General features: G+C 71.1%; 17 protein-coding genes and 1 pseudogene. 8 read left to right on the top strand and 10 right to left on the bottom strand.

Annotated elements, in window-relative coordinates; all coding sequences use genetic code 11:
- Window positions 1-35: 35 nt before the first annotated feature.
- From O1Q96_RS16730 to O1Q96_RS16710, 5 genes and pseudogenes are all read left to right on the top strand, one after another.
- Window positions 36-1,052: a zinc-dependent alcohol dehydrogenase family protein gene (locus O1Q96_RS16730; protein WP_269248929.1), complete on the top strand. Its 1,017-nt coding sequence runs from the start codon at window positions 36-38 to the stop codon at window positions 1,050-1,052.
- A gap of 76 nt (window positions 1,053-1,128) precedes the next feature.
- Window positions 1,129-1,806 carry an SDR family oxidoreductase gene (locus O1Q96_RS16725; protein ID WP_269248928.1) on the top strand — a complete coding sequence of 226 codons (678 nt, stop codon included), beginning with the start codon at window positions 1,129-1,131 and terminating at the stop codon, window positions 1,804-1,806.
- A gap of 194 nt (window positions 1,807-2,000) precedes the next feature.
- Window positions 2,001-2,360 carry a cyclophilin-like fold protein gene (locus O1Q96_RS16720; RefSeq protein WP_269248927.1) on the top strand — a complete coding sequence of 120 codons (360 nt, stop codon included), beginning with the start codon at window positions 2,001-2,003 and terminating at the stop codon, window positions 2,358-2,360.
- 228 nt (window positions 2,361-2,588) lie between these two features.
- Window positions 2,589-3,356, top strand: a complete 768-nt coding sequence (locus O1Q96_RS16715; RefSeq protein ID WP_269248926.1) for an SDR family NAD(P)-dependent oxidoreductase — start codon at window positions 2,589-2,591, stop codon at window positions 3,354-3,356.
- Window positions 3,357-3,383: 27 nt separating this feature from the next.
- Window positions 3,384-3,674 (top strand): annotated as a pseudogene (locus O1Q96_RS16710) (5-methyltetrahydropteroyltriglutamate--homocysteine S-methyltransferase); the annotation flags it as partial.
- Window positions 3,675-3,737: 63 nt separating this feature from the next.
- Here the strand turns inward: O1Q96_RS16710 and O1Q96_RS16705 are convergent.
- From O1Q96_RS16705 to O1Q96_RS16665, 9 genes are all read right to left on the bottom strand, one after another.
- Entirely contained in the window at window positions 3,738-5,804 is a 2,067-nt protein-coding gene (locus O1Q96_RS16705) for an iron ABC transporter permease (RefSeq protein WP_269248925.1), read from the bottom strand.
- A 7-nt stretch (window positions 5,805-5,811) separates the two neighbouring features.
- A complete protein-coding gene (locus tag O1Q96_RS16700; protein WP_269248924.1) occupies window positions 5,812-6,792 on the bottom strand; it encodes an iron-siderophore ABC transporter substrate-binding protein in 981 nt (326 codons plus the stop codon).
- On the bottom strand, window positions 6,789-7,658 hold the full coding sequence (locus tag O1Q96_RS16695; protein WP_269248923.1) for an ABC transporter ATP-binding protein: 870 nt from the start codon (window positions 7,656-7,658) through the stop codon (window positions 6,789-6,791). Before O1Q96_RS16695 ends, O1Q96_RS16700 begins: the two co-directional genes overlap by 4 nt.
- 56 nt (window positions 7,659-7,714) lie before the next feature.
- Window positions 7,715-8,278, bottom strand: coding sequence for an MSMEG_1061 family FMN-dependent PPOX-type flavoprotein (locus O1Q96_RS16690; RefSeq protein WP_269248922.1), 564 nt, complete (start codon window positions 8,276-8,278; stop codon window positions 7,715-7,717).
- 141 nt (window positions 8,279-8,419) lie between these two features.
- Complete coding sequence (locus O1Q96_RS16685; RefSeq protein ID WP_269248921.1) at window positions 8,420-10,612, bottom strand: glycoside hydrolase family 127 protein; 2,193 nt, start codon at window positions 10,610-10,612, stop codon at window positions 8,420-8,422.
- A 133-nt stretch (window positions 10,613-10,745) separates the two neighbouring features.
- On the bottom strand, window positions 10,746-12,758 hold the full coding sequence (locus tag O1Q96_RS16680) for a glycoside hydrolase family 127 protein (protein WP_269248920.1): 2,013 nt from the start codon (window positions 12,756-12,758) through the stop codon (window positions 10,746-10,748).
- Window positions 12,759-12,791: 33 nt separating this feature from the next.
- Window positions 12,792-13,613, bottom strand: coding sequence for a carbohydrate ABC transporter permease (locus tag O1Q96_RS16675; protein ID WP_269248919.1), 822 nt, complete (start codon window positions 13,611-13,613; stop codon window positions 12,792-12,794).
- A 28-nt stretch (window positions 13,614-13,641) separates the two neighbouring features.
- Entirely contained in the window at window positions 13,642-14,604 is a 963-nt protein-coding gene (locus O1Q96_RS16670; protein ID WP_269248918.1) for a carbohydrate ABC transporter permease, read from the bottom strand.
- 53 nt (window positions 14,605-14,657) lie between these two features.
- Window positions 14,658-15,974: an ABC transporter substrate-binding protein gene (locus O1Q96_RS16665; protein WP_269248917.1), complete on the bottom strand. Its 1,317-nt coding sequence runs from the start codon at window positions 15,972-15,974 to the stop codon at window positions 14,658-14,660.
- Window positions 15,975-16,332: 358 nt separating this feature from the next.
- On the opposite strand from O1Q96_RS16665, the gene O1Q96_RS16660 reads away from it, so the two are divergent.
- From O1Q96_RS16660 to O1Q96_RS16650, 3 genes are all read left to right on the top strand, one after another.
- Entirely contained in the window at window positions 16,333-17,361 is a 1,029-nt protein-coding gene (locus tag O1Q96_RS16660) for a LacI family DNA-binding transcriptional regulator (protein WP_269248916.1), read from the top strand.
- A gap of 420 nt (window positions 17,362-17,781) precedes the next feature.
- A complete protein-coding gene (locus tag O1Q96_RS16655) occupies window positions 17,782-21,051 on the top strand; it encodes a discoidin domain-containing protein (RefSeq protein WP_269248915.1) in 3,270 nt (1,089 codons plus the stop codon).
- Window positions 21,052-21,064: 13 nt separating this feature from the next.
- Window positions 21,065-22,558: a family 43 glycosylhydrolase gene (locus tag O1Q96_RS16650; RefSeq protein ID WP_269248914.1), complete on the top strand. Its 1,494-nt coding sequence runs from the start codon at window positions 21,065-21,067 to the stop codon at window positions 22,556-22,558.
- On the opposite strand, the gene O1Q96_RS16645 is transcribed toward O1Q96_RS16650, so the two are convergent.
- Window positions 22,530-23,753 carry a PP2C family protein-serine/threonine phosphatase gene (locus O1Q96_RS16645; protein ID WP_269248913.1) on the bottom strand — a complete coding sequence of 408 codons (1,224 nt, stop codon included), beginning with the start codon at window positions 23,751-23,753 and terminating at the stop codon, window positions 22,530-22,532. The genes O1Q96_RS16650 and O1Q96_RS16645 overlap by 29 nt on opposite strands.
- Window positions 23,754-23,758 lie beyond the last annotated feature (5 nt).

Here is a 23,758-nt window from a genome sequence, read left to right as displayed (position 1 = left end):
CGGCTCTCAGTCCCCGTACCGAAGGAAGCACCATCATGCGCGGAGCAGTCATTCACGCACCTGGCGACGTGCGCTTCGAGGAACTGGACGATCCGAGGATCAGCCGGCCGACGGACGCCGTCATCCGGACGGTCGCCACCTGCGTGTGCGGTTCGGACCTGTGGCCCTACCGCGGCGCGGAGCCGGTGGACGAGCCCCACCCGATGGGGCACGAGTACGTCGGCATCGTCGAGGAGGTCGGCAGCGAGGTCACCAACGTCAAGCCGGGCCAGTTCGTGGTCGGCTCGTTCGCCACCTCGGACAACACCTGCCCGAACTGCCTGACCGGCTGGCAGTCCAGCTGTCTGCACCGGGAGTTCATGAGCACCTGCCAGGCCGACTACGTCCGCATTCCCAACGCCCACGGCACGCTCGTCGCCACCGACGAGCACCCGTCCGGCGATCTGGTGCCCAGCCTGCTGGCCGTCTCCGATGTGATGGGCACCGGCTGGTACGCCGCCGTCGCCGCCGAAGTGGGTCCGGGCTCGACCGCCGTGGTCGTCGGTGACGGTGCGGTCGGCCTGTGCGGTGTCATCGCCGCCAAGGAGCTCGGCGCCGAGCGGATCATCGCCATGAGCAGGCACTCCTCCCGCCAGAAGCTGGCCGTCGAATTCGGCGCGACCGACATCGTCACCGAGCGCGGTGAGGAAGGTGCCGCCCGTGTGAAGGAACTGACGAACGGCATCGGCGCCGACTCGGTCCTGGAGTGCGTCGGCACCTCCGAGTCGATGCGGCAGGCCCTGCACTGCGCACGGCCCGGAGGCAGCGTCGGCTTCGTCGGTGTCCCGCACGACGTGGCGATCGACGGCCAGGAGCTGTTCTTCTCGCATGTCGGTCTGCGCGGCGGCCCCGCCCCGGTCCGGCGCTTCCTGCCCGACCTGATCGGCCGTGTCCTGGACGGCAGGATCGACCCGGGCAGGGTCTTCGACCTCACTCTGCCGCTGGAGCAGGTGGCCGAGGGCTACAGGGCGATGGACGAGCGCCGCGCCATCAAGGCCCTCCTGACGCCCTGAACCCGTGAACCGTCCCACCGCCGGGGCCGGGCATCCACAGTCCGGCCCCGGCGCCCCCTCCCACCAAGGACTCACCGTGACCACCTTCGCTCTCATCGGTGCCGGCCCCGGCCTCGGGCTCGCCACCGCCCGACGCTTCGCCGCGGCCGGCCACTCCGTCGCCCTGATCTCGCGCACCGCCCAGAACCTGGACGACCTGGCGGCCGGGCTGGCCCGTGACGGCGTTCAGGCCCACGGCTTCCCCGCCGACGTCCTCGACCCCACCTCCCTGACTGCCGCCCTGCGCGCTGCCGCCGACACCCTTGGGCCCGTCGAGATCCTCCAGTACAGCCCCGTGCCCCGCGCCGACTTCATGAGGCCGGTCCTCGACACCAGAGCCGACGACCTCGACGCCCCGCTCGCCTTCTCCGTCAAGGGCCCCGTCACCGCGGTGAACGCCGTCCTGCCCGGTATGCGCGAACTCGGCCGCGGCACCCTGCTGTTCGTCAACGGCTCCAGCGCCGTACGCCCCAACCCGAACGTCGCCGGCACCTCCGTGGCCTTCGCCGCCGAAAGCGCCTACGCCCGCATGCTCCACGACGCCCTGGCCCCGGAGAACATCCACGCCGCGCAGCTGATCGTCCCCGGCGCCATCCGGCCCGACGCCGAGCACAGCAGCCCCGCCGCACTGGCCGAGCGCCTGTACGGCATCCACACCGAGCGCGACGGCTTCCGCCACTACGCCGAGGTCCTGCCGACCGAAACGCCGGGCTGACCATGACCTCGGCCGCCCCTCTCGGCCTCGCCCGTGGTGCCGTGGCCGCGGCTCTCCTGCTTGCCGTGACCGCCTGTGCCGAAAGCTCGCCGTCCCCCCAGTCCTCTTCCGGGGCGACGTCCACGTCCCCGAACACCCCGGAGCGGAGGACGCCGAGTCCCGCACCCACCACACCCCCTGGCAGGTACACCGCCATGAAGATCCGGATCACCATCGACGGCACCCCGGTCGACGCCACGCTCAACGACAGCGCCGCCGCCCGGGACTTCGCCGCCCAGCTCCCGCTCACCCTGAACCTGACCGACTTCCACCGGAACGAGAAGATCGCCGACCTGCCCCGCCGGCTGTCCACCTCCGGTGCCCCCGACGGAGTCCATCCCCGTACCGGCGACCTCGCCTACTACGCGCCCTGGGGCAACCTCGCCATCTACTACCGCGACGGTTCCCCCAGCCCCGGCAACGACCTGATCGTCCTGGGCCACATGCCCGAAGGCGCCACGGCACAACTCGCCGACAACGACGAGGTCAGGGTCACCGTCGAAGACGCCTCCTGACCTTTCCGCAGCCAGGTGGCCCCTCCCCGGCGCCCGCTCCGACGGCTGCCCTGTCCCCCTTGGCCCGACCGCATGCGCCGCCGCGGCGACCGCCCTGGTCCTGTTCCCGGTGATCCCGCGGTCCACCAACCCGGTCACGGCCGCCGCTCTCACCGTGCGCGGCACCTCCGGCAGCGGCCGCATCGTGGCCAGCGCACGGTCCCCGATCCACGACAGGAGACACACGACGTGAATCCCACCTACGACTTCGCCGGCCAGGTCGCCCTCGTCACCGGAGCCGGCTCCGGTATGGGCCTGGCGACCGCCCGCGCCTTCGCGGAGTCCGGGGCCGCGGTCGCCCTCACCGACATCGACGAAGCCGCCCTGAACGCGGCCACGAAGGAACTGACCGACGCGGGCCACAGGGTCCTCGGCCTCACCTGTGATGTCACCGACGAGGACCAGGTCGCCGCCTCGGTCGACCGGGCCGTGGAGACCTTCGGCCGCCTCGACATGGCGTACAACAACGCCGGCATCCAGATCCCGCCCAGCGACGCCGCCGACGAACCCGCCGAACGGTTCGACCGCGTCAACGCCATCAACCTCCGCGGCGTGTGGGCCTGCATGAAGCACGAACTGCGGCACATGCGCGCCCAAGGCAGCGGAGCCGTCGTCAACTGCTCCTCACTCGGCGGTCTCGTCGGTCTCCCCGGCCGCGCCTCGTACCACGCCGCCAAGCACGGTGTGATCGGCCTGACCACCAGCGCCGCCCTCGAATACGCGCCACGAGGCATCCGCATCAACGCCGTCTGCCCCGGCACGATCGACACGCCCATGGTCAGCGACATGATCGGCAAGGGAGAACTCGACCGCGCCGAGGCCGAGGCCAACCAGCCCATCAACCGTCTCGGCACCGCCGAGGAGATCGCCCAGGCCGTCCTGTGGCTGTGCAGCCCCGGAGCCGGCTTCGTCGTCGGCGTCGCCCTCCCCGTCGACGGCGGCTACGTCGCCCGGTAGGGGGCCACCACGCCGTCGACGGGATTCATCAGCCTGGAGGCGGCCCGCTCGCACGTGCAGGTCGCCCGGGAGCCGGCCGAACGCGGCTGTCCGCGCGAGGCCGGACCCGGTGTGTACGACATCCCCTCCCCGCGTGTGCCGAGCACGGGCGAGGCGGCAGCCCTGCTCCGCAAGGGACTTGAGGCCATTACGGCCGAACGGCGGTGGGTCGATCCCGACTGCGGTCTGAAGACCCGCGCCTGACCCGAGACCCGGGCCTCCCCGGAGAACCTGGTGACCGCGGCCCGGACGGTCAGCACCGAGCTGTCCGCGTCCTGATCCTGCCCCTGGTTCCGCAGCGGATCCGCGGCGGAGCCAGGGGCTGTCGAGGGCCGGCCGGGGCTACCGTCGGCTCCGTACCAGCAGATACAGGAAGTACGGCGTGCCGATCACCGCTGTCATCAGGCCGGCGCCCAGCTGGGCGGGGGCGATGACCGTGCGGCCCAGCAGGTCGGCCGTGCAGACGAGTGCCGCGCCGAGCAGGACGGCGACCGGCACCACCCGTACGTGCCGCCGGCCCACGAGGGCGCGCGCCGCGTGCGGCGCGACGAGGCCCACGAAACCGATGGTGCCGGCCGAGGCGACGGCGGTCGCGCTGAGCAGCACACCCACCACGAGGAATCCGAGCCTGGCCCGGGACAGTCCCAGGCCGAGGAGCCGCGGTGTGTCTCCGTCCAGGGAGACGAGGTCCAGCTCGACACGCCGGGCGACCGCGACGACGAGACCGAGCACCAGTACCAGCGCGACGGGCAGGACGTCCGGCATGGTCCGGCCGTACGTCGAACCGGACAGCCAGGTCAGCGCCTTCGTGGCGTTGAACGGATCGGTGAGCACGATGAGCAGGCTGATCAGCGCGGCGGTACCGGCGGCCATGCCGATGCCGACGAGAACCAGCCGGTTCTGCTGGTAGCCGCCCCGGGCGGCAAGCCCGAAGACGACCACGGAGGTAGCGGCGGCGCCCGCGAACGCGGCACCCGCGATGCCCCAGGTGCCGGCGGCGGGCACGGTGGTGACGAGGAGGACGGCTCCCAGTCCGGCTCCGCCGGACACGCCCAGGACCCCCGGCTCCGCGAGCGGGTTGCGGGTCACGGCCTGGATGAGCGTGCCGGCCAGCGCGAGAGCGGCGCCCGCGCACAGGGCCGCGAGCACCCGTGGCGTCCGGGTGTCGAGGACGAAGGAGACGGCCTGGCCGGCCCGCCCCTGGGTCCAGTTCACGAGGTCGCCGAGCAGGAGTTTGCTGTCGCCCAGCAGAGTTCCGGCGATCGTGACGCCGACGACCACGGCGACGAGGGCTACCAGGGTCACCAGGAACGCCGTCCGGCTGGGGATGCGCAGCCGGTCAGGTGCCTCGGCCCCCGAGGTGTCCCGCAGTCGCAGGGCCATCACGACCAGGAACACGGCACCGACCAGGCTGGTGACGACGCCGGTGGGCACGGCGACCGCCGTGCCCGAGGGCACGAGAGCCCGCAGCAGCACGTCCGATCCGAGCACCAGGCCCGCGCCGACGACACCGGCCACGGGCAGGACCGTACGGATGCGGACGAAGCCCCGGAAGCGGCGGGCGAGCGGACGCACCAGGGCCGGTGCGCACAGGCCGACGAAACCGATGGGCCCGGCGAGCGTGACCGCCGCAGCGGAGAGCAGGGACGCCAGTACGACGACGGTGACCCGGGTCGTCCGGACGGGGACGCCCAGTCCACGGGCGGCGTCGTCACCGAGGGCGAGGGCGTCGACCCGACGGGCCGTCAGCAGCAGGCCGACGAGGCCGATCAGGGCGATGGGCAGCATCTGCAGGACACCGTCGAAGCCGTTCTGGCCGATGCTGCCCTGGTTCCACTGGTAGAGGCCCTGCGTCTGCTCGGGGAACAGCAGGAGCAGCCCCTCCGTCACGGAGTTGAGGCCCAGTGCCAGCGCGGTGCCGGCCAGGACCAGCCGTACGGTGCCCGTGCCGAGGCCGGACAGCGCGAGGACGACGGCCGCGGCCAGGAGCCCGCCGACGAAGGCGATTCCGGAGGAGGCGAGCAGCGGGAGCGATACGCCGGTGGCGCCGGCCAGGCCGAGGGCGAGGTACGAACCGGCGTTCACCGCGAGGGTGTCGGGAGAGGCGAGGACGTTGCGGCTGACGGCCTGCAGCACGGCGCCGGCCACGCCGAGGATGACGCCGACCAGGATGCCGGCGGCCATCCGCGGCAGCCGGGAGGCGATCACGACGGACGCGTCGGCCGGATCGGCCTGTCCGGTCAGGGCCTTGAACACCTCGGCCGGTCCGACGGCGGCGGTGCCCTGGGTGATGTCGACGACGGCGAGGGCCGCGACCAGGAGGACGAGCGCGGCCGTCACCGCGGCCGCGCCCGTCCGGGACGCGGTTGTCGGCCGACGGAGGGCGGGGGGCGTGGCGGTGACGGCCATGACCTCGTTACTTCGTCAGCGCGTCGACGAGGGCGTCGATGTACGCCTCCATCGACCTGGGACCGCCGAACATCCAGATGCCGTCGGGCAGTCGGTGCACGTCGCCGGACTTCACGAACGGTAGGGAGGTCCACACCGCGTTCTTCGCGAGCGCGCCGGTGAAGGGAGTGCTGCCCTTGTCGTCGTCGTTGCCGATGTACGCGAACCGCGTGTCCTTCGGCAGGGCGGTGAGGCCTTCGACGTCGGTGGTGCCGAGGCCGTAGGCCGCGTCGCCCTTGACCTTCCAGGCGTTCTTCAGGCCGAGACGCTCGTTGACGCTGCCTATGAGGGAACCGCTGGTGTACGGGCGCAGGGAGACCTGGTTGGAGGTCACGTAACCGTCGGCGAAGGCGATGTCCGCGCCGGCGAGGTCGGCGTCGGCGAGGGCCTTCTTGCCCTCGGTGATCTTGGCCTCGAAGTCGGCGCGGACCGTCTTGGCCTTGTCGGTGGTGCCGGTGGCCTTGGCGATGAGGTCGAGGTTCTCCATCATCTGCCCGATCTGGTCGGAGGCGTCCGCCGACTTGATCCCCAGCACCGGGGCGATCTTGCGCAGTTGCTTCACGGCCGAGGGCGGCAGGTCGGAGGAGGCCACGATGAGGTCGGGCGAGAGGGAGGCGACGGTGTCCATGCTCGGCTCGCCGCGCGTGCCGATGTCCTTCGGCTCGTTCTTCAGCGGGACGGCGGTGTCCCAGGTCTTGTAGCCCTTGACGTCGGCGACGCCGACGGGGTCGACGCCGAGCGTGACGAGGCTCTCGACCTCGTTCCACTCGGTGGCGACGACCTTGGTGGCCGGGCCGTCGAGCTTGATCTTGGCACCGGTGGAGTCGGTGAGGGTGATGGCCTCCGAGGGCTTCTCGGTCTTGTCGGCGGCAGGCTCGGTGGTGCCGCAGGCGGCGAGGGTGAGCGCCGCGGCGGTGGTGGCGGCCGCGGTGAGCAGGAGGCGTCTCATGAGGTGGTGCCGAGCCTTTCGGTTCGAGTGTGCCGGGTGTGGTGGCGGCCGATCGGGCGGGTGCGCAGTCGGCCGGTCAGGGGGTCTGTGTCGACGTCGATCCGGATGCCGTAGACGGCTGTCAGGCGTTCCGGTGTGAGGACGTCCTCGGGCAGGCCGTCGGCGACGATCCGGCCCTGTTCGAGCAGCGTGACGCGGTCGGCGACGGCGGCCGCCTGGTCGAGGTCGTGGAGGACCACTCCGACGGCGATGCCGTGGTCGTCCGCCAGGTCGCGGATGAGGTCGAGGAGTTCGATCTGGTAGCGCAGGTCGAGGTAGGTCGTGGGCTCGTCCAGGAGCAGCACGCCGGTCTCCTGGGCGAGGCAGCTCGCGAGCCACACCCGCTGCAGCTGCCCGCCGGACAGGTGGTCGGCGCCCCGCTCGGCGAGGTCCGTGACTCCGGTGAGCGCGAGGGCCCGGTCGACCGCGGCCGTCGCGTCCGGATCCGGCCTGCCGAAGCGGCCGCGGTAGGGGTAGCGGCCGAACTCGACGATGTCCCGCACGGTCAGGCCGCTGGGCGTGGGGCGGCCCTGGGTCAGCAGGGCGACGTACCGTGAGAACTCGCGGGCGCTCAGGGCGAGGCCGTCGGTGTCGGCGTCGATCCTGAGCGTGGCGTGGCGGGCCCCCTGCAATCGGGCGAGCGTCCGCAGGAGAGTCGACTTTCCGCTGCCGTTGGGGCCGACCAGGACGGTCACCTCGCCGGGCCGGAGGGTGACCGCCGCGTCGTGCACGACGTCGACGCCGTCGTACGACACGGTCACACCCTTGGCCGACAGTTCGTGCCCGCGCAGACGCGGGGTGTCGGCTGTTTCTTCACCAGATCTCACATGGCGAAGGTTAGCCTAACCTAAATTGACCTTGACAGCGGTGTCCCCGACCCGGTTCAGCCGGTCTGCCAGGACGCCGGATTCCAGACTCCCGAGCGGCGCAGCGACTGCGGGCAGTGCAGGTAGATCTCGTCGATCTCCAGGACCAGGGCCAGCGTGGGGCGCTGCTCGGCCGAGGTCATCGCGTCGAAGAACGGGGCGTCGGTGAGGATGCGGGCCCGACCGTTCACCCGCAGGACCTCCTTGCCGCCGGGGATCAGGTAGAGCAGGCCCGCGTGCGGGTTGTCGAGAATGTTGTGGAAGCTGTCGCCGCGCCGGTTCCCCGGCCGGTCGGGCAGGGCGATCGTGGCGGAGTCGACGACGTGTGTGAAGCCCGGGGCGTCCCCGCGCGGGGAGACGTCGCAGTTGCCGTGCGCGTCGGAGGTGGCCAGCAGGCAGAAGGGCGAGCGGGCGAGTATCTCCAGGTCCTTGCCGGTGAGACGGTCGTGGACCTTCTCGATCACGACAGGCCAGGGCTCGCCCAGCAGCTCGCGCAGCTCGTCGCGTGAGCCCAGCTCGACCCAGCCCTTCCCGGTCGCGGCGCCCTGCCCGCTCCCGGCGGTGTCGATCGTGTGCGGCAAGGCCGACTCCCAACATGCGTATGTCCCACGAACAGTTGCACAGGGAACATTATCGGACGTTAGGTTTGCCTTACCTACCTTTGAGGCGCCTGGCGCGGGTCTCCGTCGTCAGGCGCCTCCGGCCGGCTCAGCTCGCAGGGGTCACCTTCGTCGGACCGTCCGGGTGCGGGAGGCGGCCGCGACGACGCGGTCCCGCTCGGCGCGGGTGAAGAGCCCCTCGGCCAGCCAGGTGCCGGCGAGCGTGCGTACCGCTTGGACGAAGCGGCCGGAGTTCGCGAAGGGGGCCTGCCCCCAGAGGACGTCGAGGAAGGTCAGTCCGTCGCCGCGGGCGCGGTTCGGCACGCCGGAGTCGGCGGTGCCGAACACGACGACGGGTTCGGAGCGTTCGAAGTAGGCGTGATAGCGGGCGTCGTCCGCGAGGTGGAACGGCGCCAGGGTCAGGCCGTGGGTGGTGAAGTGCAGCGGGCGGCCCTCCGGCGCGATCACATCGGCGAGATCTCCCCGGAGCGTGAAGTCCTTGTAGAAGGAGAACGTGCGAAATCCCGTCTCCTGGCTCCGCGCGACCAGCAGGACCGGCCCGTAGGACAGTGACTGGACGGTGGGATCGTCCAGGGCCCGCTCGACGCGCAGCCGGTAGGGGGCGGTGACGCGGATCCGGTCGCCGCGCTGCCAGTTCCGGCTGAGGGTGAGATAGCTGCCGGGTTCCGCCTCGGCTCGCTGCCGGACCCCGTTGACCGTGACGGTGAATCCGCCCGTGGCCCAGGACGGCACCCGCAGTCTCACGTCGAGCGGGCCGCCGCCCTCACGGAACGTCAGGGTGCGGACGCCTTCGGCCGGGTAGTCGCCGGTCTGCTCGATGACGAGGCCCTTCTCCGGCCATCGCAGGGTCGAGGCGAGGTAGAGGTTGACGTACAGCGTGTCGCCGGCGGCGGACCGGAAGTAGACCGAGTCCTGGTACTTGGTGTGGTTCTCCATGCCCGTGCCGCCGCAGCAGGTGCCGGTGTTGCCGTACTCGCGCACGACCCCGGGCCCCATGCCGACGAAGTAGGTGACCTCCGGGCTGCTCGTGCTGGGGGCGTCCCGGCGGGAGGCGAGGATGTGGTTGGTCAGGCCCCGCTCGTAGTGGTCCATGTAGGCGGCGTCCGGCTCGTGGAAGAAGAGCTGCCGGCTCAGCTTGAGCATGTTGTACGTGGCGCAGGTCTCGGCGTTCTTGTCGTCCAGGGTCGCCGCGATCGCGCCCCGGGCCCGGAACATCTCGCCCTGCCCCGTGCCGCCCAGGCTGTAGGTCCGGGAGCCCGCGACCATGCCCCAGAAGTTGCGGGCCGCGGCGGCGTACTCCTCCTGGCCGGTGTGGTCGTGGAGCCGCAGGTATCCCGTGAACTGCGGGATGTGCTGGTTGGCGTGTCTGCCGTCCAGGATGTCGCGGTCCGCCGCGCAGGCTTCGAGCAGCGCGGTGTTGTCGAAGCAGCGGGCGGCGGCGAGGTGTTCCGCCCGCCCGGTGAGGGCGTGGAGGTCGGCCAGCACCTCGTTCATCCCGCCGTACTCGCCGGCGATGTAGATCGACCACATGCGGTCCAGCTGGGTCTTCGGCAGCCGGGCCAGCCTGCTGTGCACCCAGTCGCCCATCGCCGAGGCGATGGTCAGGGCCTGTGCGTTCCCGGCCAGGGTGTGTGCGTCGAGGAGACCGCGCATGATCTTGTGGCAGGTGTAGTACGGCGCCCAGATGGTGGGGTAGGTCGTGTAGCTCTCCAGCAGGACGAACTGGGTCTCCGGGTAGGCCGCCAGGTAGCCGGGATGACTCGGTCTCGGCGAGCCCTGTTCCGCCAGGGCCCGCTGGCATTCTCCGAGTGCGGTGACCAGGTGGTCCAGCTTGGCCTTGAGTGCGGCCTCCCGTGTGTCGGCGTAGGCCTGGGCGACGAGGGTGAGGAAGTGGCCGCCGTAGTGGCCCCGCAGGTTGCCGTCGGAGGTCTCCCAGCCGCCGGGCGGGCGGGCCCCGCGGGTGTCGAGTCCGGCGTTGGCCCGGAAGACGGCCAGGATGCGGTCGGCCGGGTAGGACCTGGCGTAGTCGAGCATCAGGTCGCGCTTGCGGCGGAACACGCCGTCGCCGAGGGCGACCTGGCCCAGCGGGAACGGCTGCACCGGCCAGGCGGGCGCGGCGGACGGGGCGGCCGACGGCACGGCGGCAGCCCGGTCGGGCGTCGCCCCCGCGACGCGGGCGAGGGGCGCCGCACCCGTGGCGGCATGCGCCGGAGTGATCGCCTGAGCGAGCGGCACAGCGGCCGCCGTCCCGGCTGCGAGCCGCAACAGACCGCGGCGTGTGGGGGGTTGGGACATGCTCGGACTCCGATCGTGGTGGGTCGACGGACACGGACGTGGTGCGGAAGAGATGAGGACGGCAGCGCGCCGAGGCGGTCGTGGCGGGGTGGGGACCGGGGCCGCGGCGCCATGACGGAACGGCGGTGCACGCCTACCTCGCGGTGGGAGTGCTCTCCGGCGGCGTGGGGCGGTCCGGTTCCTCGGCGGGCAGCCACACCCGCATCGTCGCGGGACCGCGGTTCGCCCAGGAGTGGTACGGGACCAGGACGATTCCCGTCCGCTCGGCGGCCGGTGGGGCGGCGGGAGCGTCGACGGGCCGGTACGGCCAGGGTCCGTCGTGCTTCGCGTCGTGCGTGGTCACCTGCCCGGTGACCACGACGGTGGCGCCCGCCGGGTCCGGTCCGTCCTTTGGTGCGGCGGACGGGTCCACCCGGATCGCGTCGACGTCGTGGCCGGCGGGCAGGTCGACGGACTCGGCGCAGTACACCAGCGGCCCGCGCTGGACGGCCACCGCGGCGCGTACCGCGTCGACGCGCGGGTCGGCCCGGACCCAGCGCGGCCGGACGGGCAGTTCGAGCCGTATCTCGTCACCGGGCCGGAAGACCCGGGTGACCTCGGCCGTGCCCGCGGCGACGGCACGGCGTGTGCCGTCCGGGTCGGTGAGCCACGCCGTGTCCCCCGCCGTCCACGCGGGGACGCGCAGCGACACGGTCCACGGACGGGCCGGCGACGACCGGTCGATGCGTACGACCACGTTCCCGCCGGACGGGTAGTCGGTGCGCATCCGCAGTGCGACGGCGTGACCGGCCGTGAGGGAGGTGGTGATCCGCGCGTCGGCGTACTGGTGCAGTTGCACGCCGCGATCGTCCGCCGTGGCCAGGTACGCGGGCAGCAGGGCAAGGGTCCGCGCCACGTTGGTCGGACAGCAGGACACGGCGAACCAGGGCGCGCGCAGGCTCGACTCGGCGCGCGGGCTGGGTGCGTCCGTTTCGGGCACGCCGCCCCGGTGGCGCCGGTGCAGGGTGTTGGCGTAGAAGAAGGCCCGGCCGTCCTCGGCCGGGGAGGTCGCGACCACGTTGAACAGGGTTCGCTCGGCGAGGTCGGCGAAGCGTGGTTCGCCGGTGGCGAGCAGCAGCCGCCAGCCGAGCATCACGGAGGCGACACCCGCGCAGGTCTCCGAGTAGGCGCGGTCCGGCGGGAGGACGAAGTCGTCGCCGAAGGACTCGTCCCGGTGGTGCGAGCCCATGCCGCCGGTCAGGTGGGTACGCCGGGCGACACCGGCCTCCCACTGCCGTACGACGGCGGCGAGCAATTCCTCGTCGCCGGTCTCCACGGCCACGTCGACGGCGCCGGCCGCGAGGTAGAGGGCGCGGACGGCATGGCCGCGCAGCACCGTGGCCCGGCGTACGGGTAGGTCGTCCTGGTAGTAGACGCGGCCGAACTCGCCGTCGGCGAGCGTGCCGTGGCCGCGGCGGTCGACGAAGAGCGCGGCCTGGTCGAGGTAGCGCTGCTCCCCCGTCAGCCTGGCCAGTTCCACCAGGGCCGTCTCGATCCCGGGGTGGCCGCAGACCTTCTCGATGCCGCCCCGGCCGAAGGCGGCGCAGACGTGGTCGGCGGCCCGTCGGGCGATCTTCGTGAGTTCACCCTCGCCGCGGGCCCGCGCCCGGGCGACGCCGGCCTGGATCAGGAAGCCGTGACAGTAGAGCTCGTGGCCCCATTCGAGGTCGCTGTAGCGGGACTGCTGCCCGGGGTTGCCGAAGGCGGTGTTCAGGTAGCCGTCCGGTGCCTGGGCGGGCGCCAGGGTTTCGGTGAGTGCGGCGATGTCCGTGTCGAGGCCGGTACCGGTACGGGCACCGGTCTGCCAGGCCATGGCTTCGAGGAGTTTGTAGACCTCGGAGTCGGCGAACTCCCGGCCGCGCCGGTCCCGGTGGACGCGGCCCTCGGCGACGGCCCGGAAGTTGCCGGTCCAGCCGACGCGTTCCATCCAGTCGCGGCAGTGGCCGAGGGTGGCCGTCTCGTTGATGTGCCGGCGGTGGGCCCAGAAGCCCCCGGTGATGCTGACCTCGTCGAGACCCAGTGGTCGCAGCCGGCCCCGGGAAGGTGCCACCGGGAGGACGGATGACGGCGCTGTGTTCTCCTTCACCACTTCATGCCTTCGGTTCATCCCTTCGGTTGTCCGTCCAGGTCGTCCGGTGCTTCAGCCCTTGAGCGCACCGGACATGAAGCCCCGCATGTAGTGCCGTTGCAGCAGCAGGAAGAGGAGAAGGCAGGGCACGGCGAGGACCACCACACCCGCTTCGGTTGCGCCGTAGTCGACGGCGCCCATGCTCTGCTGCCGAAGGTTCGCGACGGCCAGCGGCAGGGGCGCCTTCTCGCTGTCCGAGATGAGGATCAGCGGGGCGATGAAGTCGTTCCAGGCCGCGAGGAACGCGAAGAGCCCGACGGTGATCAGCCCCGGCCGCACCGCCGGAAGAAGGATCCTGCGCAGGGCGCCCGCCGTGCCGCACCCGTCGACGAACGCCGACTCCTCCAGTTCGCGGGGCACGGCCTCGAAGGAGATCCGCATCATGAAGGTGGCGAACGGCAGTTGGAACATCGCGAGCACCAGGCTCAGCCCGACGAGCGAGTTCTGCAGGTGGAGTCTGCCGAGCAGCACGTAGAGGGGGATGAGGAGGGTGGCGTACGGGACCATGAGGATGGCCAGGGTGAGCAGGAACAGCAGGTTCTTGCCGGGGAAGTCGAAGCGGGCGAAGGCGTAGCCGCCCAGCAGGGACACTCCGAGGGTCAGGGCGACCGTCAGCGCGGAGACGACGGTGCTGTTGAGGAGGTACCGCCACAGACCCGCGTCGTAGTCGAGCAGAGTGCGGTAGTTGCCGAGCCCGTAGCCGGATTCCTGGGCGGTGCCCGGCTGTCCGCTGACGGAGGCCCAGGCGTTCCACAGCAGGGGGAAGAGGAAGATGACGGCCAGGCCGCCCGCTACGACGAAGTAGGGCGTCCTGCCGAGGGCGCGGGTCAGCACCGTGGTGTCCCTTCTCGCGAGGTACGGCTCATGACTCGTCGGCGCGGCGCAGGCCGCGGAACTGAAGGGCGTTGAGCAGGAGCAGCACGGCCAGCACGATGATCGACAGGGCGGCGGCCGTACCGAGGTTCAGCCGCTGGAAGGCCTCGCGGTAGATCAACTGGACGACGGTGACCGTGCTGTTGTCCGGTCCGCCCTTGGTGAGGATGAAGAACTGGTCGAAGGCCAGCAGGGATCCGGTCACGCAGAGCAGCAGGGTCAGTGCGAGGGAGGGCCGCAGCAGCGGCAGGGTGATGCCGCGGAAGATCTGGCCGCGGCTCGCACCGTCCATGCGGGCCGCCTCGTACACCTCGTGGGGGATGCGCTGGAGGCCGACGAGGAGGATCAGCATGTAGAAGCCGGCGAACTTCCAGACGATGAGGAAGACCGTCGACAGCAGGGCGGCGGTCGGTGTGCCGAGGAAGGACACCGGGTCGTCGACGAGGCCGAGCTTCTCCAGGATGCGGCTCAGGGGGCCGGTGGTGGGGCTGTAGAGGCCCCAGAACAGCAGGGACGCGGAGGCGAGTCCCAGGGCGCCGGGCAGGAAGTACACCGTGCGGAAGAAGCCCGCGGCGGGGCGGGCCTCCTGCACCAGCAGGGCGAGGCCGAGGGCCAGGCCGAGGAGGACGACCGTGACGATCACGGTGTAGAGGAGGGTGAAGCGGATCGCGGGCCAGAACAGGGTGCTGTCGGTGGCGTCGGTGTAGTTCTCCGGTGCGTTGACGCCCCGGTCGCCCGCGAGGAGCGGCCAGTCGCTGAGTGACATCTGTGCGACGAGCAGCAGCGGCAGCAGGAAGAACACCGTGACGAACACGGCTGTGGGAGCCGCGTAGGCGAGGCCCTTCAGGGTGCGGGGCCGCCACCGGGGCGGGGTGGGGCGGGGCGGGTGGACCCGGCGCTGTGGCCGGGTCCGGGGTTCGGCCGGCGCCGGGTCGGCCGCCTTCACCTGCATGGCTCTCCTCTGCCGGGTGACGTGGGAGGGGTGGTGCCACGGCCGGGTGCCGTTCAGTCGGCCAGTGACGAGCTGACCGCGTCGTTGTCCTTGTCGAGGGCCGCCCCGTCGCCGAAGACGGCGTTGCGCATCAGGCTCAGCCAGGGACCGTTGGGGTCGTTGAAGGTCTGGCCGAACTTCAGGGCGTACGGGGTGCGGCCGTCGGCCACGAGTTCGTTGATGGTCACCAGGCGGGGGTCCGCCTCGGAGTGCTTGTTGGACGCGAGGTCGGTGCGCGCCACCACGTCCTTGTGCGCGGCGACCACGTCGACCTGCGCCTTGTCGCCCAGGGACCAGGCGAGGAAGTTCCAGGCCTGGTCGGCCGACCTGCTGGTGGCCGAGATGCCGATGGCGTCACCGCCGACGAAGGTGGACCTGCCGCCGTCGGGCCCGGGGATGGGCGCGACCCCGAGGTCGAGGTCCTTGGGCATCAGCCCCAGGGTGGTCGACGGCATGGGCATCACGCCGACCTTCCCCTTCGGGAAGACACCGGTCCAGGTCGTGCCCGTCTCGTCGCGTGCGCCGGGGGCCACGATGTCGTCGTCCACCCATCCGCGGTAGGTGTCGTAGACCTTCTTCGCGGTGTCGGAGGCGAGCTCGGCCGCTGTTCCGTCCTTGTTCAGCACCTCGTCGCCGGCGGCCCAGATCGACGGCCACCAGGTGAAGACGCCGCAGCCGCCGCAGTTGCCGCCGAAGAAGGTGCCGCTGACGCCTTGGCCGAGCGCGTCCACGGCCCGTGCCTGCCGGTCCCATTCGGCCAGGCTGGTGGGCGGCTTCTCGGGGTCGAGTTTCGCCTGCCGGTAGAGGTCCTTGTTGTAGAAGAGGACCGACAGGTCGAGGGTGTGCGGCACGACGTACTTCTTGTCCTCGTACGTGCCCGCCTTGATGTGCGACTGGGCGAGGCTCTTGGCGAAGGGCAGGGCGTCGACGCGTTCGGTGAGGTCGGCGAACAATCCGCTGGAGGTGTAGTTGGGGACGAACACCACGTCGGAGGCGAACAGGTCGGGCAGGTCCTTCGCTCCCGCGGCCGCGCCGACCTTGGCCTGGTAGTCGTCCGTGGGGACGACGGTCAGCTCGATCCTGTTCTTGTGGCTCGCGTTGTACGCCTTGACCAGTGCCTCGCTCTGCGGCCGGGTCGCCGCGCGCGTCCACATCGTCAGCGTGGCGCCGTCGTCGGTGCCCTTGGCGTCCGCCGCTCCCCCTCCCCCGCCGCCGTCCGGTCCGTCGTCCCCGGAGCCGCATGCCGTGACCAGGCTCGCGGCGGCCAGCAGCGCGATGGCACCGGTGACGAGGCGGTGTGTACGTCCACGTGGTCCGGCCGTGCTCCCCATGGTCGATCCCCCTTGTGCGGCGGCGGGCGTGGGCCGGCCGGCGGGACGATGGATGTGGTGGCACTGAACTCTGCGGCGGAATCCGACATCGGACGAGCGCGCCGAACGTCGACGTCGAACAAGGGGTTCGGACGATGACGTCGAACTTCCACGACGGAAAGAGAACGAAAAGGCTTTCTGCAAGTTAGGACCCGGCCCATCGCCCGTCAATCCCCTTGTCGGGAAAGGCTTCACGCGGCTTGCCGAAACCTGTGGAAGCGTCATGTCCGCACCTCGGCCGAAACTTCTCGCGTACCGTTTCAGGCGTGACGTGCCACCCTCGACGGCCTCGGCACGCGACGCGAGACAGGAGAACCCCATGGCACAGGCCATCGACCCCTCCCGTTCGGGGCCCGCCACACTCAGCGACGTCGCCCGGCTGGCGGGCGTGTCCCTCGCCACCGCGTCGAAGGCCCTCAACGGCCGCAGCCAGGTGCGTGCCGAGACACGCCAGCGGGTGATCGAGGCGGCCGAGCGACTGTCGTTCCGGCCCAACCAGCTGGCGCGCGGCCTGCTCGCCGGGCGCACGGGCACCGTCGGTCTGCTCACCAGCGACCTGGAGGGCCGGTTCGGCATCCCGATCCTCATGGGCGCCGAGGACGCGTTCGGGGCGGGTGAGGTGGCGGTGTTCCTCTGCGACGCCCGCGGGGACGCGATCCGTGAGCAGCACCATGTCCGCGCCCTGCTCGGCCGCCGGGTCGACGGCCTCATCGTGGTGGGCAGCCGGACCGACCCGCGTCCGTCCCTGGGCCGCGAACTGCCCGTCCCCGTCGTCTACGCGTACGCGCCGTCGGAGGATCCGGCGGATCTGTCCATCGTCCCTGACAGCGTGGGCGCCGGCCGGATCGCGGTCGGTCATCTGCTCGCCTGTGGCCGTACGCGCATCGCGCACATCACCGGGGACCCCGGGTATCTCGCGGCGCAGGAACGGGCCGAGGGTGCCCGGGCCGCCCTCGCCGACGCCGGGCTCGGCCTGGTCGGCGAACCGCGGTTCGGGGTGTGGTCGGAGGGCTGGGGACGGGCGGCCACCGCGATGCTGCTCGACCAGCACCCGGACGTGGACGCCGTCCTGTGCGGCAGCGACCAGATCGCCCGCGGCGTCATGGACGTACTGCGTGAGCGCGGCCACCGGGTGCCGGAGGACGTGGCGGTGATGGGCTTCGACAACTGGCAGGTGCTGACCTCCGCCTCCCGCCCGCCGCTGACCAGCGTCGACATGAACCTCGAACAGGTGGGGAGGGCGGCCGCGCACGCCCTGTTCAGCGCGATCGCCGGGGCGCGGCGGTCGGGCGTGGAGACCCTGCCCTGCCGGGTGGTGATCAGGGGGTCCACCGCGGCTCTGTCCTGAGGGCGGAGGGGGGCGGGCCGCGCCGGGCCGTGCGCATCCCTCTTGACACTTCCGGAGCACGGACCTACGTTGCGAAAACCTTTTAGGTCGCTTTCAGCGCCTCTCCGGCACGCGGGGTCTCCTTCCCCGGCAGGTCCCGTTCCCGCTCTCCAGCGCCTCCCCGTGCACGTCCGCACACCTGCATGTCATGAGCACAACACATTCGACGGCAGTCGACGAGCCGTCTCCCGGCACGTCCGGGCGACGGCGTGTGCCGTCCACCGGACAGGGAGCTCCGATGAGAAGACGACGGCCGGCGTCCCCGGGAAGGGACGCCCTCCACGCCCTGCACCACTTCATGTCACCCGGGGCCGGCGGAACCGGGCCAGGAACCACCTGCGCCCGCGACCGACTGGACGCCCGCCACCAAAGGGCCCTGTCGTGAAGCGCCTTCTCGTCGCACTGGTGCTCATCATCTGTTCCGTCGTCACCGCGGCTCCGGCCCATGCCGCGCAGACCATCGGCTTCCCCACCTTCAGCGGGCCCGCGATCCCGGCACCGCCCGTCGCCCACACGACGGGCGACATGATGCGGAGCATCTACGACGCGGAGAGCTCGGGGACCGACTTCTGGATGGACCGTCTGCTGGCCCGCACCGGCAACGACCCTGCCGGGCCCTGGCTGATGACCCGCGGCCGCGCGCTCTTCATGAAGACCCACGATCCCGCGGTGCTCGGCTTCGGCGGCCACGCCGCCTACTGGGAGAGCGTCAACGACAACAACGCCTACAGCGTGGCGCTCTCCCCCGGCACCTTCACCGAGCAGGTCTCCCAGCGCCGGCAGACGCCCAGCCACTGGAAGAGCGTGCACACCAGCGGCTCGGTCACGGTCGACCAGACCAAGTTCATCACCGACAACAACGTCGCCGTGACCAACCTGTCGATCAGGAACAACGGCAGCGGCGCCACCACGCTGCAACTGCGGGCCACCTCCCCGCACGCCACCTCCGGCAGCGGCAGCGAGCTGACCGGGCAGGTCAACGCGTACAACAACCTCACCACCCTCCGCCCGCGGCTCACCGGCGACGGTTTCGCCGTCTCCGGTGGCGGGCTGAACCGGTCCGTGACGATCGCGGCCGGAGCCACGGTCACGGCCAAGGTGGTGATGGGCTTCGTCACCGACGAGATCCCCGAGTCCCTGACGGAGTACAACGCCTACGCGGGCTACTCCAACAGCACCGCGTTCGCCACCCACGTCAGGGCCTACAACCTGTGGTGGGCGCAGAACGTGCCCTACATCGACGTCCCCGAAGGCGCGATCAAGAAGAACATCTACTACCGCTGGTGGCTGATGCGCTTCAACAGCCTCGACGCCGACATCCCCGGGCAGACCTTCCAGTTCCCCACCTCGACCGAGGGCGTTCTCGGCTACAACAACGCCATCGCGCTCACCCAGCCCATGCACATCGACGACCTCAAGTACCTGCGCAACCCGGCCTACGCGTACGGGGACTGGCTCAGCGTGGGCCAGACCTCCAAGGGCGCCCGCTTCCTCGACAACCCGGGCGATCCGGAGAACTGGTCCAACAGCTACACCCAGTACATCGCCGAAGCGGCCTGGAAGAGCTACCAGATCCACGGCGGCCAGCCGGGCATCGCCGCCAACCTGGCCCGCTACGCCGAGGGCGACGTCAAGGGACAGCTCGCCCACTACGACCACGACAACAACAAGCTCATCGAGTACGACTGGGGCGCCCTGACCGGCAACGACGCCGACGCGGTGTCCTTCCACTGGAAGCCCGGGAACATGGACCGCGCCGAGTCCGCCTACCAGTACAGCGGCGCCCTCGCCGCCGCCCAGGCCTACGAGGCGATCGGCAACACGGCCAAGGCCACCGAGATGCGCACCCTCGCGACGCAGATCAAGGACGCCATCGTCAACGTGCTCTGGAACCCGAACAGGCAGCTGTTCGAGCACCGGCTCAAGTCGACCAACGAGTGGGTGCCCTGGAAGGAGATCAACAACTACTACCCGTTCTCGGTCGGAGCCGTCCCCAACACCGCGGCCTACAAGCAGGCCCTGCGCCTGTACGACGATCCCGCCCAGTACCCGGTCTTCCCCTTCTACACGGCCAACCAGGCCGACAAGAAGGCCGCGGCCGACGCCGGGAACCCCGGCTCCAACAACTTCTCCACCATCAACTCCACCGTGCAGTTCCGCCTCTACTCGTCGGTGCTGCGCAACTACCCCAACTCCGCGATGAGCGCGACCGACTACAAGAAGCTTCTCTACTGGAACACCTGGGCGCAGTACGTCGGCGGCAACACCCAGTGGCCGGACGCCAACGAGTTCTGGGCCGACTGGAACGGCACCGGGATCGACTACCGCTCCTGGATCCACCACAACATCCTCGGCAGCAGCAACTGGACCGTGATCGAGGACGTCGCGGGGCTGCGCCCACGCAACGACGCGAAGGTCGAACTCTCCCCGATCGACATCGGCTGGAGCCACTTCACCGTCAACAACCTCCGCTACCGGGGCGCCGACCTGTCCATCGTCTGGGACGACCCGGCCGACGGCGTGGTCCGCTATCCCGGTGTCCCGGAGGGCTACTCGATCTACGTCAACGGCAACCGGGCCGCGACGGTCAGCTCCCTGGTGCCCTTCACCTGGGACCCGGCCACCGGCGACGTCACCACGAGCGGCACGGTCACCCACCACACGTCCGTCGCCGGGCTGAAGGCCCCGAACCAGGTCGTGCAGAACAGCCCCCGGATGGTCGACATGCTCGCCAAGGCCGGCGTCGACCTGACCGCGGACCTCCCCAACCTCGCCTCCGGCGCGACCGTGTCCGCCTCCCACACCGCGTCCGGCAGCAGCACGTCCGGCGCGGTCGACGGCTTTCCCACCAACGAGCCGTTCTGGGGCGCCGGCGGCTCGGCCAACAGCCAGGACTGGTACGAGCTGAACCTCGGCAGCGCCCGCACGCTCGACGAGGTGCGCCTGTACTTCAAGGACAGCCGCCCGGCCAGCACCGTCTACCGGGCCCCGTCCGCGTACACCGTCCAGTACCACAACGGCAGTTCGTGGGTGAACGCGCCGAGTCAGACCAAGAGTCCGGCCGCGCCGCGCGCCAACTACAACCTGGTGCGGTTCCCGGCGGTCAGTGCCCAGCGCATACGGATTCTGGCGACCAACGCCGCGGGCGCCAGGACGGGGCTCACCGAGGTCAAGGTGTACCACCGCGGTGGCGTCCAGCCACCGGCCAACCAGGCGACGTCCGCGACGGCGTCCGCGTCGTACACCTCCTCCTGGGAGAGCGTCACCGCGGTCAACGACGGGATCGATCCGCCGTCGTCCAACGACACCGTGAACCCGCGCTGGGGAACCTGGCCGGAGACGGGCCAGCAGTGGGCCGAGCTGACCTGGCCGTCCGCGAAGGCCCTCGACAGGGCCGAGGTGTACTTCTTCGACGACGACCAGGGCATCGACATGCCCGCCTCGTGGAAGCTGCAGTACTGGAACGGCAGCGCCTACGTCGACGTGCCGGGCGCCGGCGGCTATCCACTGGCCAAGAACCAGTACAACACCGTCACCTTCACTCCCACGAACACCACCCGACTACGGGTGCTGCTCACCGGCAACGGCAGCAGCTCCGTCGGGCTCCTCGAAGCCAAGGTGTACGGCCCCCCGGCAACCTCCAAGCGATGAAGGGTGTGCCCCAGTGACCCGTTCCAGATGCCTGTCCGTGCTCACCGCCGTGCTCGCCATGGTGGTCGCCCTCCTGGTGGCACCCCCGCCCGCGGCCGCAGCCGTCGCCTTCACCTCGACGGGGGTGAACCAGAACGGCGGCAACTGCCTTGAGCTTCCCGGGGGTTCGACGACCAACGGAACACAGCTGCGCGCCTCCACCTGCGGCGCCGGTGCGAACCAGGACCTCGGCTTCACCCCGGTCGCGGGGACGAGCGACACCTACACGATCACCACGCGGTCGGGTCAGTGCGTCGACGTGTCCGGCGCGTCCACGGCGGACAACGCCACGATCATCCAGTGGCCCTGCCACGACGGGACGAACCAGCGGTGGCGGCTCGCACCGGTGTCGGTGACCGGAACGGACAAGACTTTCAACCTGGTCTCGACCGGCTCCGGCAAGTGCGTCACACCGAGCGGCGGTTCGTCGGCCTCGAACACCGGCCTGGTGCAACTGCCGTGTGCCACCGCGAACGGGAGGGTGTGGCGGCTGCCGGGCTTCACCGGCGGCACGAGCCCGGGGACGTTCAGCAACCCGCTCGCCCAGCGCGGCCCCGACCCCTGGCTCACCCATCACGACGGGTACTACTACCTCGCCACCACGACCTGGAACTCGACGGTCACCATGCGCAAGGCCGACACCCTGGCAGGTCTGAGGACGGCCACGGAGCAGGTGATCTTCAACCTGTCCCGGCCCAACGGCGCCGGCACGATGTGGGCCCCGGAGTTCCACCTGCTCGACGGCCCCAACGGAAAGCGGTGGTACTTCTACTACACGGCCGGGCGGGAGCCGTACGACCTGGGCACCCAGCGGATCCACGTGCTGGAGAGCGCCGGCCTGGACCCGATGGGGCCCTACAGCTTCAAGGCCGACCTGCTCGACCCGGCCCAGGACAACACCTGGGAGCTGGACCCGGGCATCCTCCAGCTCGACGGCAAGCTCTATCTGCTCGGCACCTTCTACAACGGTTCGCAGCCGATGTTCATCCGGCCACTGTCGAATCCGTGGACCGCGAGCGGTACCCGCCGGGTTCTGTCCACGCCGACCTACGGCTGGGAGACGGTGGGCGGCGCGGTCAACGAGGGCGCCGAGGTCCTCCAGCGGGGCGGGAAGACCTTCATCGTCTACTCCGCCAGCCACTGCTCCACGCCCGACTACAAGCTGGGGATGCTCACGTACAACGGCGGTGACCCGCTCAGCTCCTCGTCCTGGGTCAAGTCGCCGAACCCGGTCTTCCAGCGGTCCAACGCGGCCGGTGTGTACGGGCCGGGCCACAACGGCTTCTTCAAGTCGCCCGACGGGACGGAGGACTGGATGGTCTACCACGCCAACAGCTCGGCCTCCGGCGGCTGCGACATGAACCGGAGCACCAGGGCGCAGAAGTTCACCTGGAACGCCGACGGCACGCCGGACTTCGGCGCGCCGGTCGGTCTCGGTGTCAGCCTGACGGCACCGTCGGGCGAGTAGCCGCCGCTGCGGGAACCGTCGGTTCGGGAACCATCGCTTCCCGGGCCGACGGTTTGCGGATCAGGAGCAGCGCGGCGTCGTCGTGGAGCCGGCCGCCCACGTGCGCCAGCAGTTCGTCGTGGATGGCGCCGAGGGTGCGCGAGGGCTCGTCGGACACGTGGCGGGCCAGGCCTTCCACGAGGGGATAGAACGCACGGCTCCGGTCGCGGGCCTCGGTCACCCCGTCGGTGTAGAGCAGCAGTTGGTCGCCGTCGGCGAAGGGCAGGACCTGCAGGTCCGGGGTGTGGCCCGTGAGGGCGCGCAGCCCGAGGGGCGGGGCCGGGTGCGTCGGCTCCGCCGCGACGACGTTCCCGGCCGCGTCCACCAGCAGCGGGGGCGCGTGTCCGCAGTTGACGACCTCCAGGTGTCCCGCGTCGGCGTGCCCGGCCCGCGGGTAGCCGGCGACGACGGCGGTGACGAAGTCGTCGTGGCCGAGATTGCGTGCGAGGCTCCGCTCGATGCGCTCGACGACGGCGAGGAGGTCGGGCTCGTCGTAGGCGGCCTCCCGGAAGACACCGAGCACCAGCGCGGCGGTCCCCACGGCCGGCAGCCCCTTTCCGCGCACGTCGCCGACGATCAGGCGCACCCCGTACGGCGTGGGTATCAGCGCGTAGAGGTCCCCGCCGATACGGGCCTCGGCCGCGGCGGCGCTGTAGCGGACGGCCACCTGGAACGGGCCGACCGTGGCGGGCACGGGTTTGAGCAGGGCGTGCTGGGCGGTCTCCGCGACGGAGCGGACGGCCGCGAGCACCCGTTCCCGGCGCCCGCGCAACGCGCTGGCCAGGCCGCCCGCCAGGGTGACGGCGGCCAGGGCGCACAGCAGGGCCGCCAGTTCCCGGCCCGGGACGCCGTCGCGGATGCCGAGCGTCGCGCCGAGCGCCGCGGCGAGGAGACCCACGCACAGGACGCCGCGCGGGCCGTTGGTGGTCGCGGCCAGGGCCGGTCCGGCGGCGAGGAGGGGCAGCCAGATCATGCCCGCTCCGCCGAGGAGGTCGGTGAGCGCGACGACGGAGACGATCAGCCCGGGCAGGACGGGCGTCCCGGCGGCCAGCCGCACGGCGGCGCGCCTGCGGGCCGGGGTTCCGGGGCAGGTCACGCGGTGCCGGAACAGCCGGGCCTGCCGGTGGTCGCCCTCGTGGTGTCGCGCCTGGCTCATTCGGC

Origin of the sequence: Streptomyces aurantiacus, assembly GCF_027107535.1 — a bacterium.
Taxonomy (GTDB): domain Bacteria; phylum Actinomycetota; class Actinomycetes; order Streptomycetales; family Streptomycetaceae; genus Streptomyces.
This window is presented reverse-complemented; position numbering and strand designations above follow the sequence as displayed.

Bases quoted from the DNA above. Each gene is read 5' to 3' on its own strand.
- O1Q96_RS16730 (WP_269248929.1), top strand. From the start codon at position 36: ATGCGCGGAGCAGTCATTCACGCACCTGGCGACGTGCGCTTCGAGGAA.
- O1Q96_RS16720 (WP_269248927.1), top strand. From the start codon at position 2,001: ATGAAGATCCGGATCACCATCGACGGCACCCCGGTCGACGCCACGCTC.
- O1Q96_RS16705 (WP_269248925.1), bottom strand. From the start codon at position 5,804: ATGGCCGTCACCGCCACGCCCCCCGCCCTCCGTCGGCCGACAACCGCG.
- O1Q96_RS16700 (WP_269248924.1), bottom strand. From the start codon at position 6,792: ATGAGACGCCTCCTGCTCACCGCGGCCGCCACCACCGCCGCGGCGCTC.
- O1Q96_RS16685 (WP_269248921.1), bottom strand. From the start codon at position 10,612: ATGTCCCAACCCCCCACACGCCGCGGTCTGTTGCGGCTCGCAGCCGGG.
- O1Q96_RS16680 (WP_269248920.1), bottom strand. From the start codon at position 12,758: ATGAACCGAAGGCATGAAGTGGTGAAGGAGAACACAGCGCCGTCATCC.
- O1Q96_RS16670 (WP_269248918.1), bottom strand. From the start codon at position 14,604: ATGCAGGTGAAGGCGGCCGACCCGGCGCCGGCCGAACCCCGGACCCGG.
- O1Q96_RS16665 (WP_269248917.1), bottom strand. From the start codon at position 15,974: ATGGGGAGCACGGCCGGACCACGTGGACGTACACACCGCCTCGTCACC.
- O1Q96_RS16660 (WP_269248916.1), top strand. From the start codon at position 16,333: ATGGCACAGGCCATCGACCCCTCCCGTTCGGGGCCCGCCACACTCAGC.
- O1Q96_RS16645 (WP_269248913.1), bottom strand. From the start codon at position 23,753: ATGAGCCAGGCGCGACACCACGAGGGCGACCACCGGCAGGCCCGGCTG.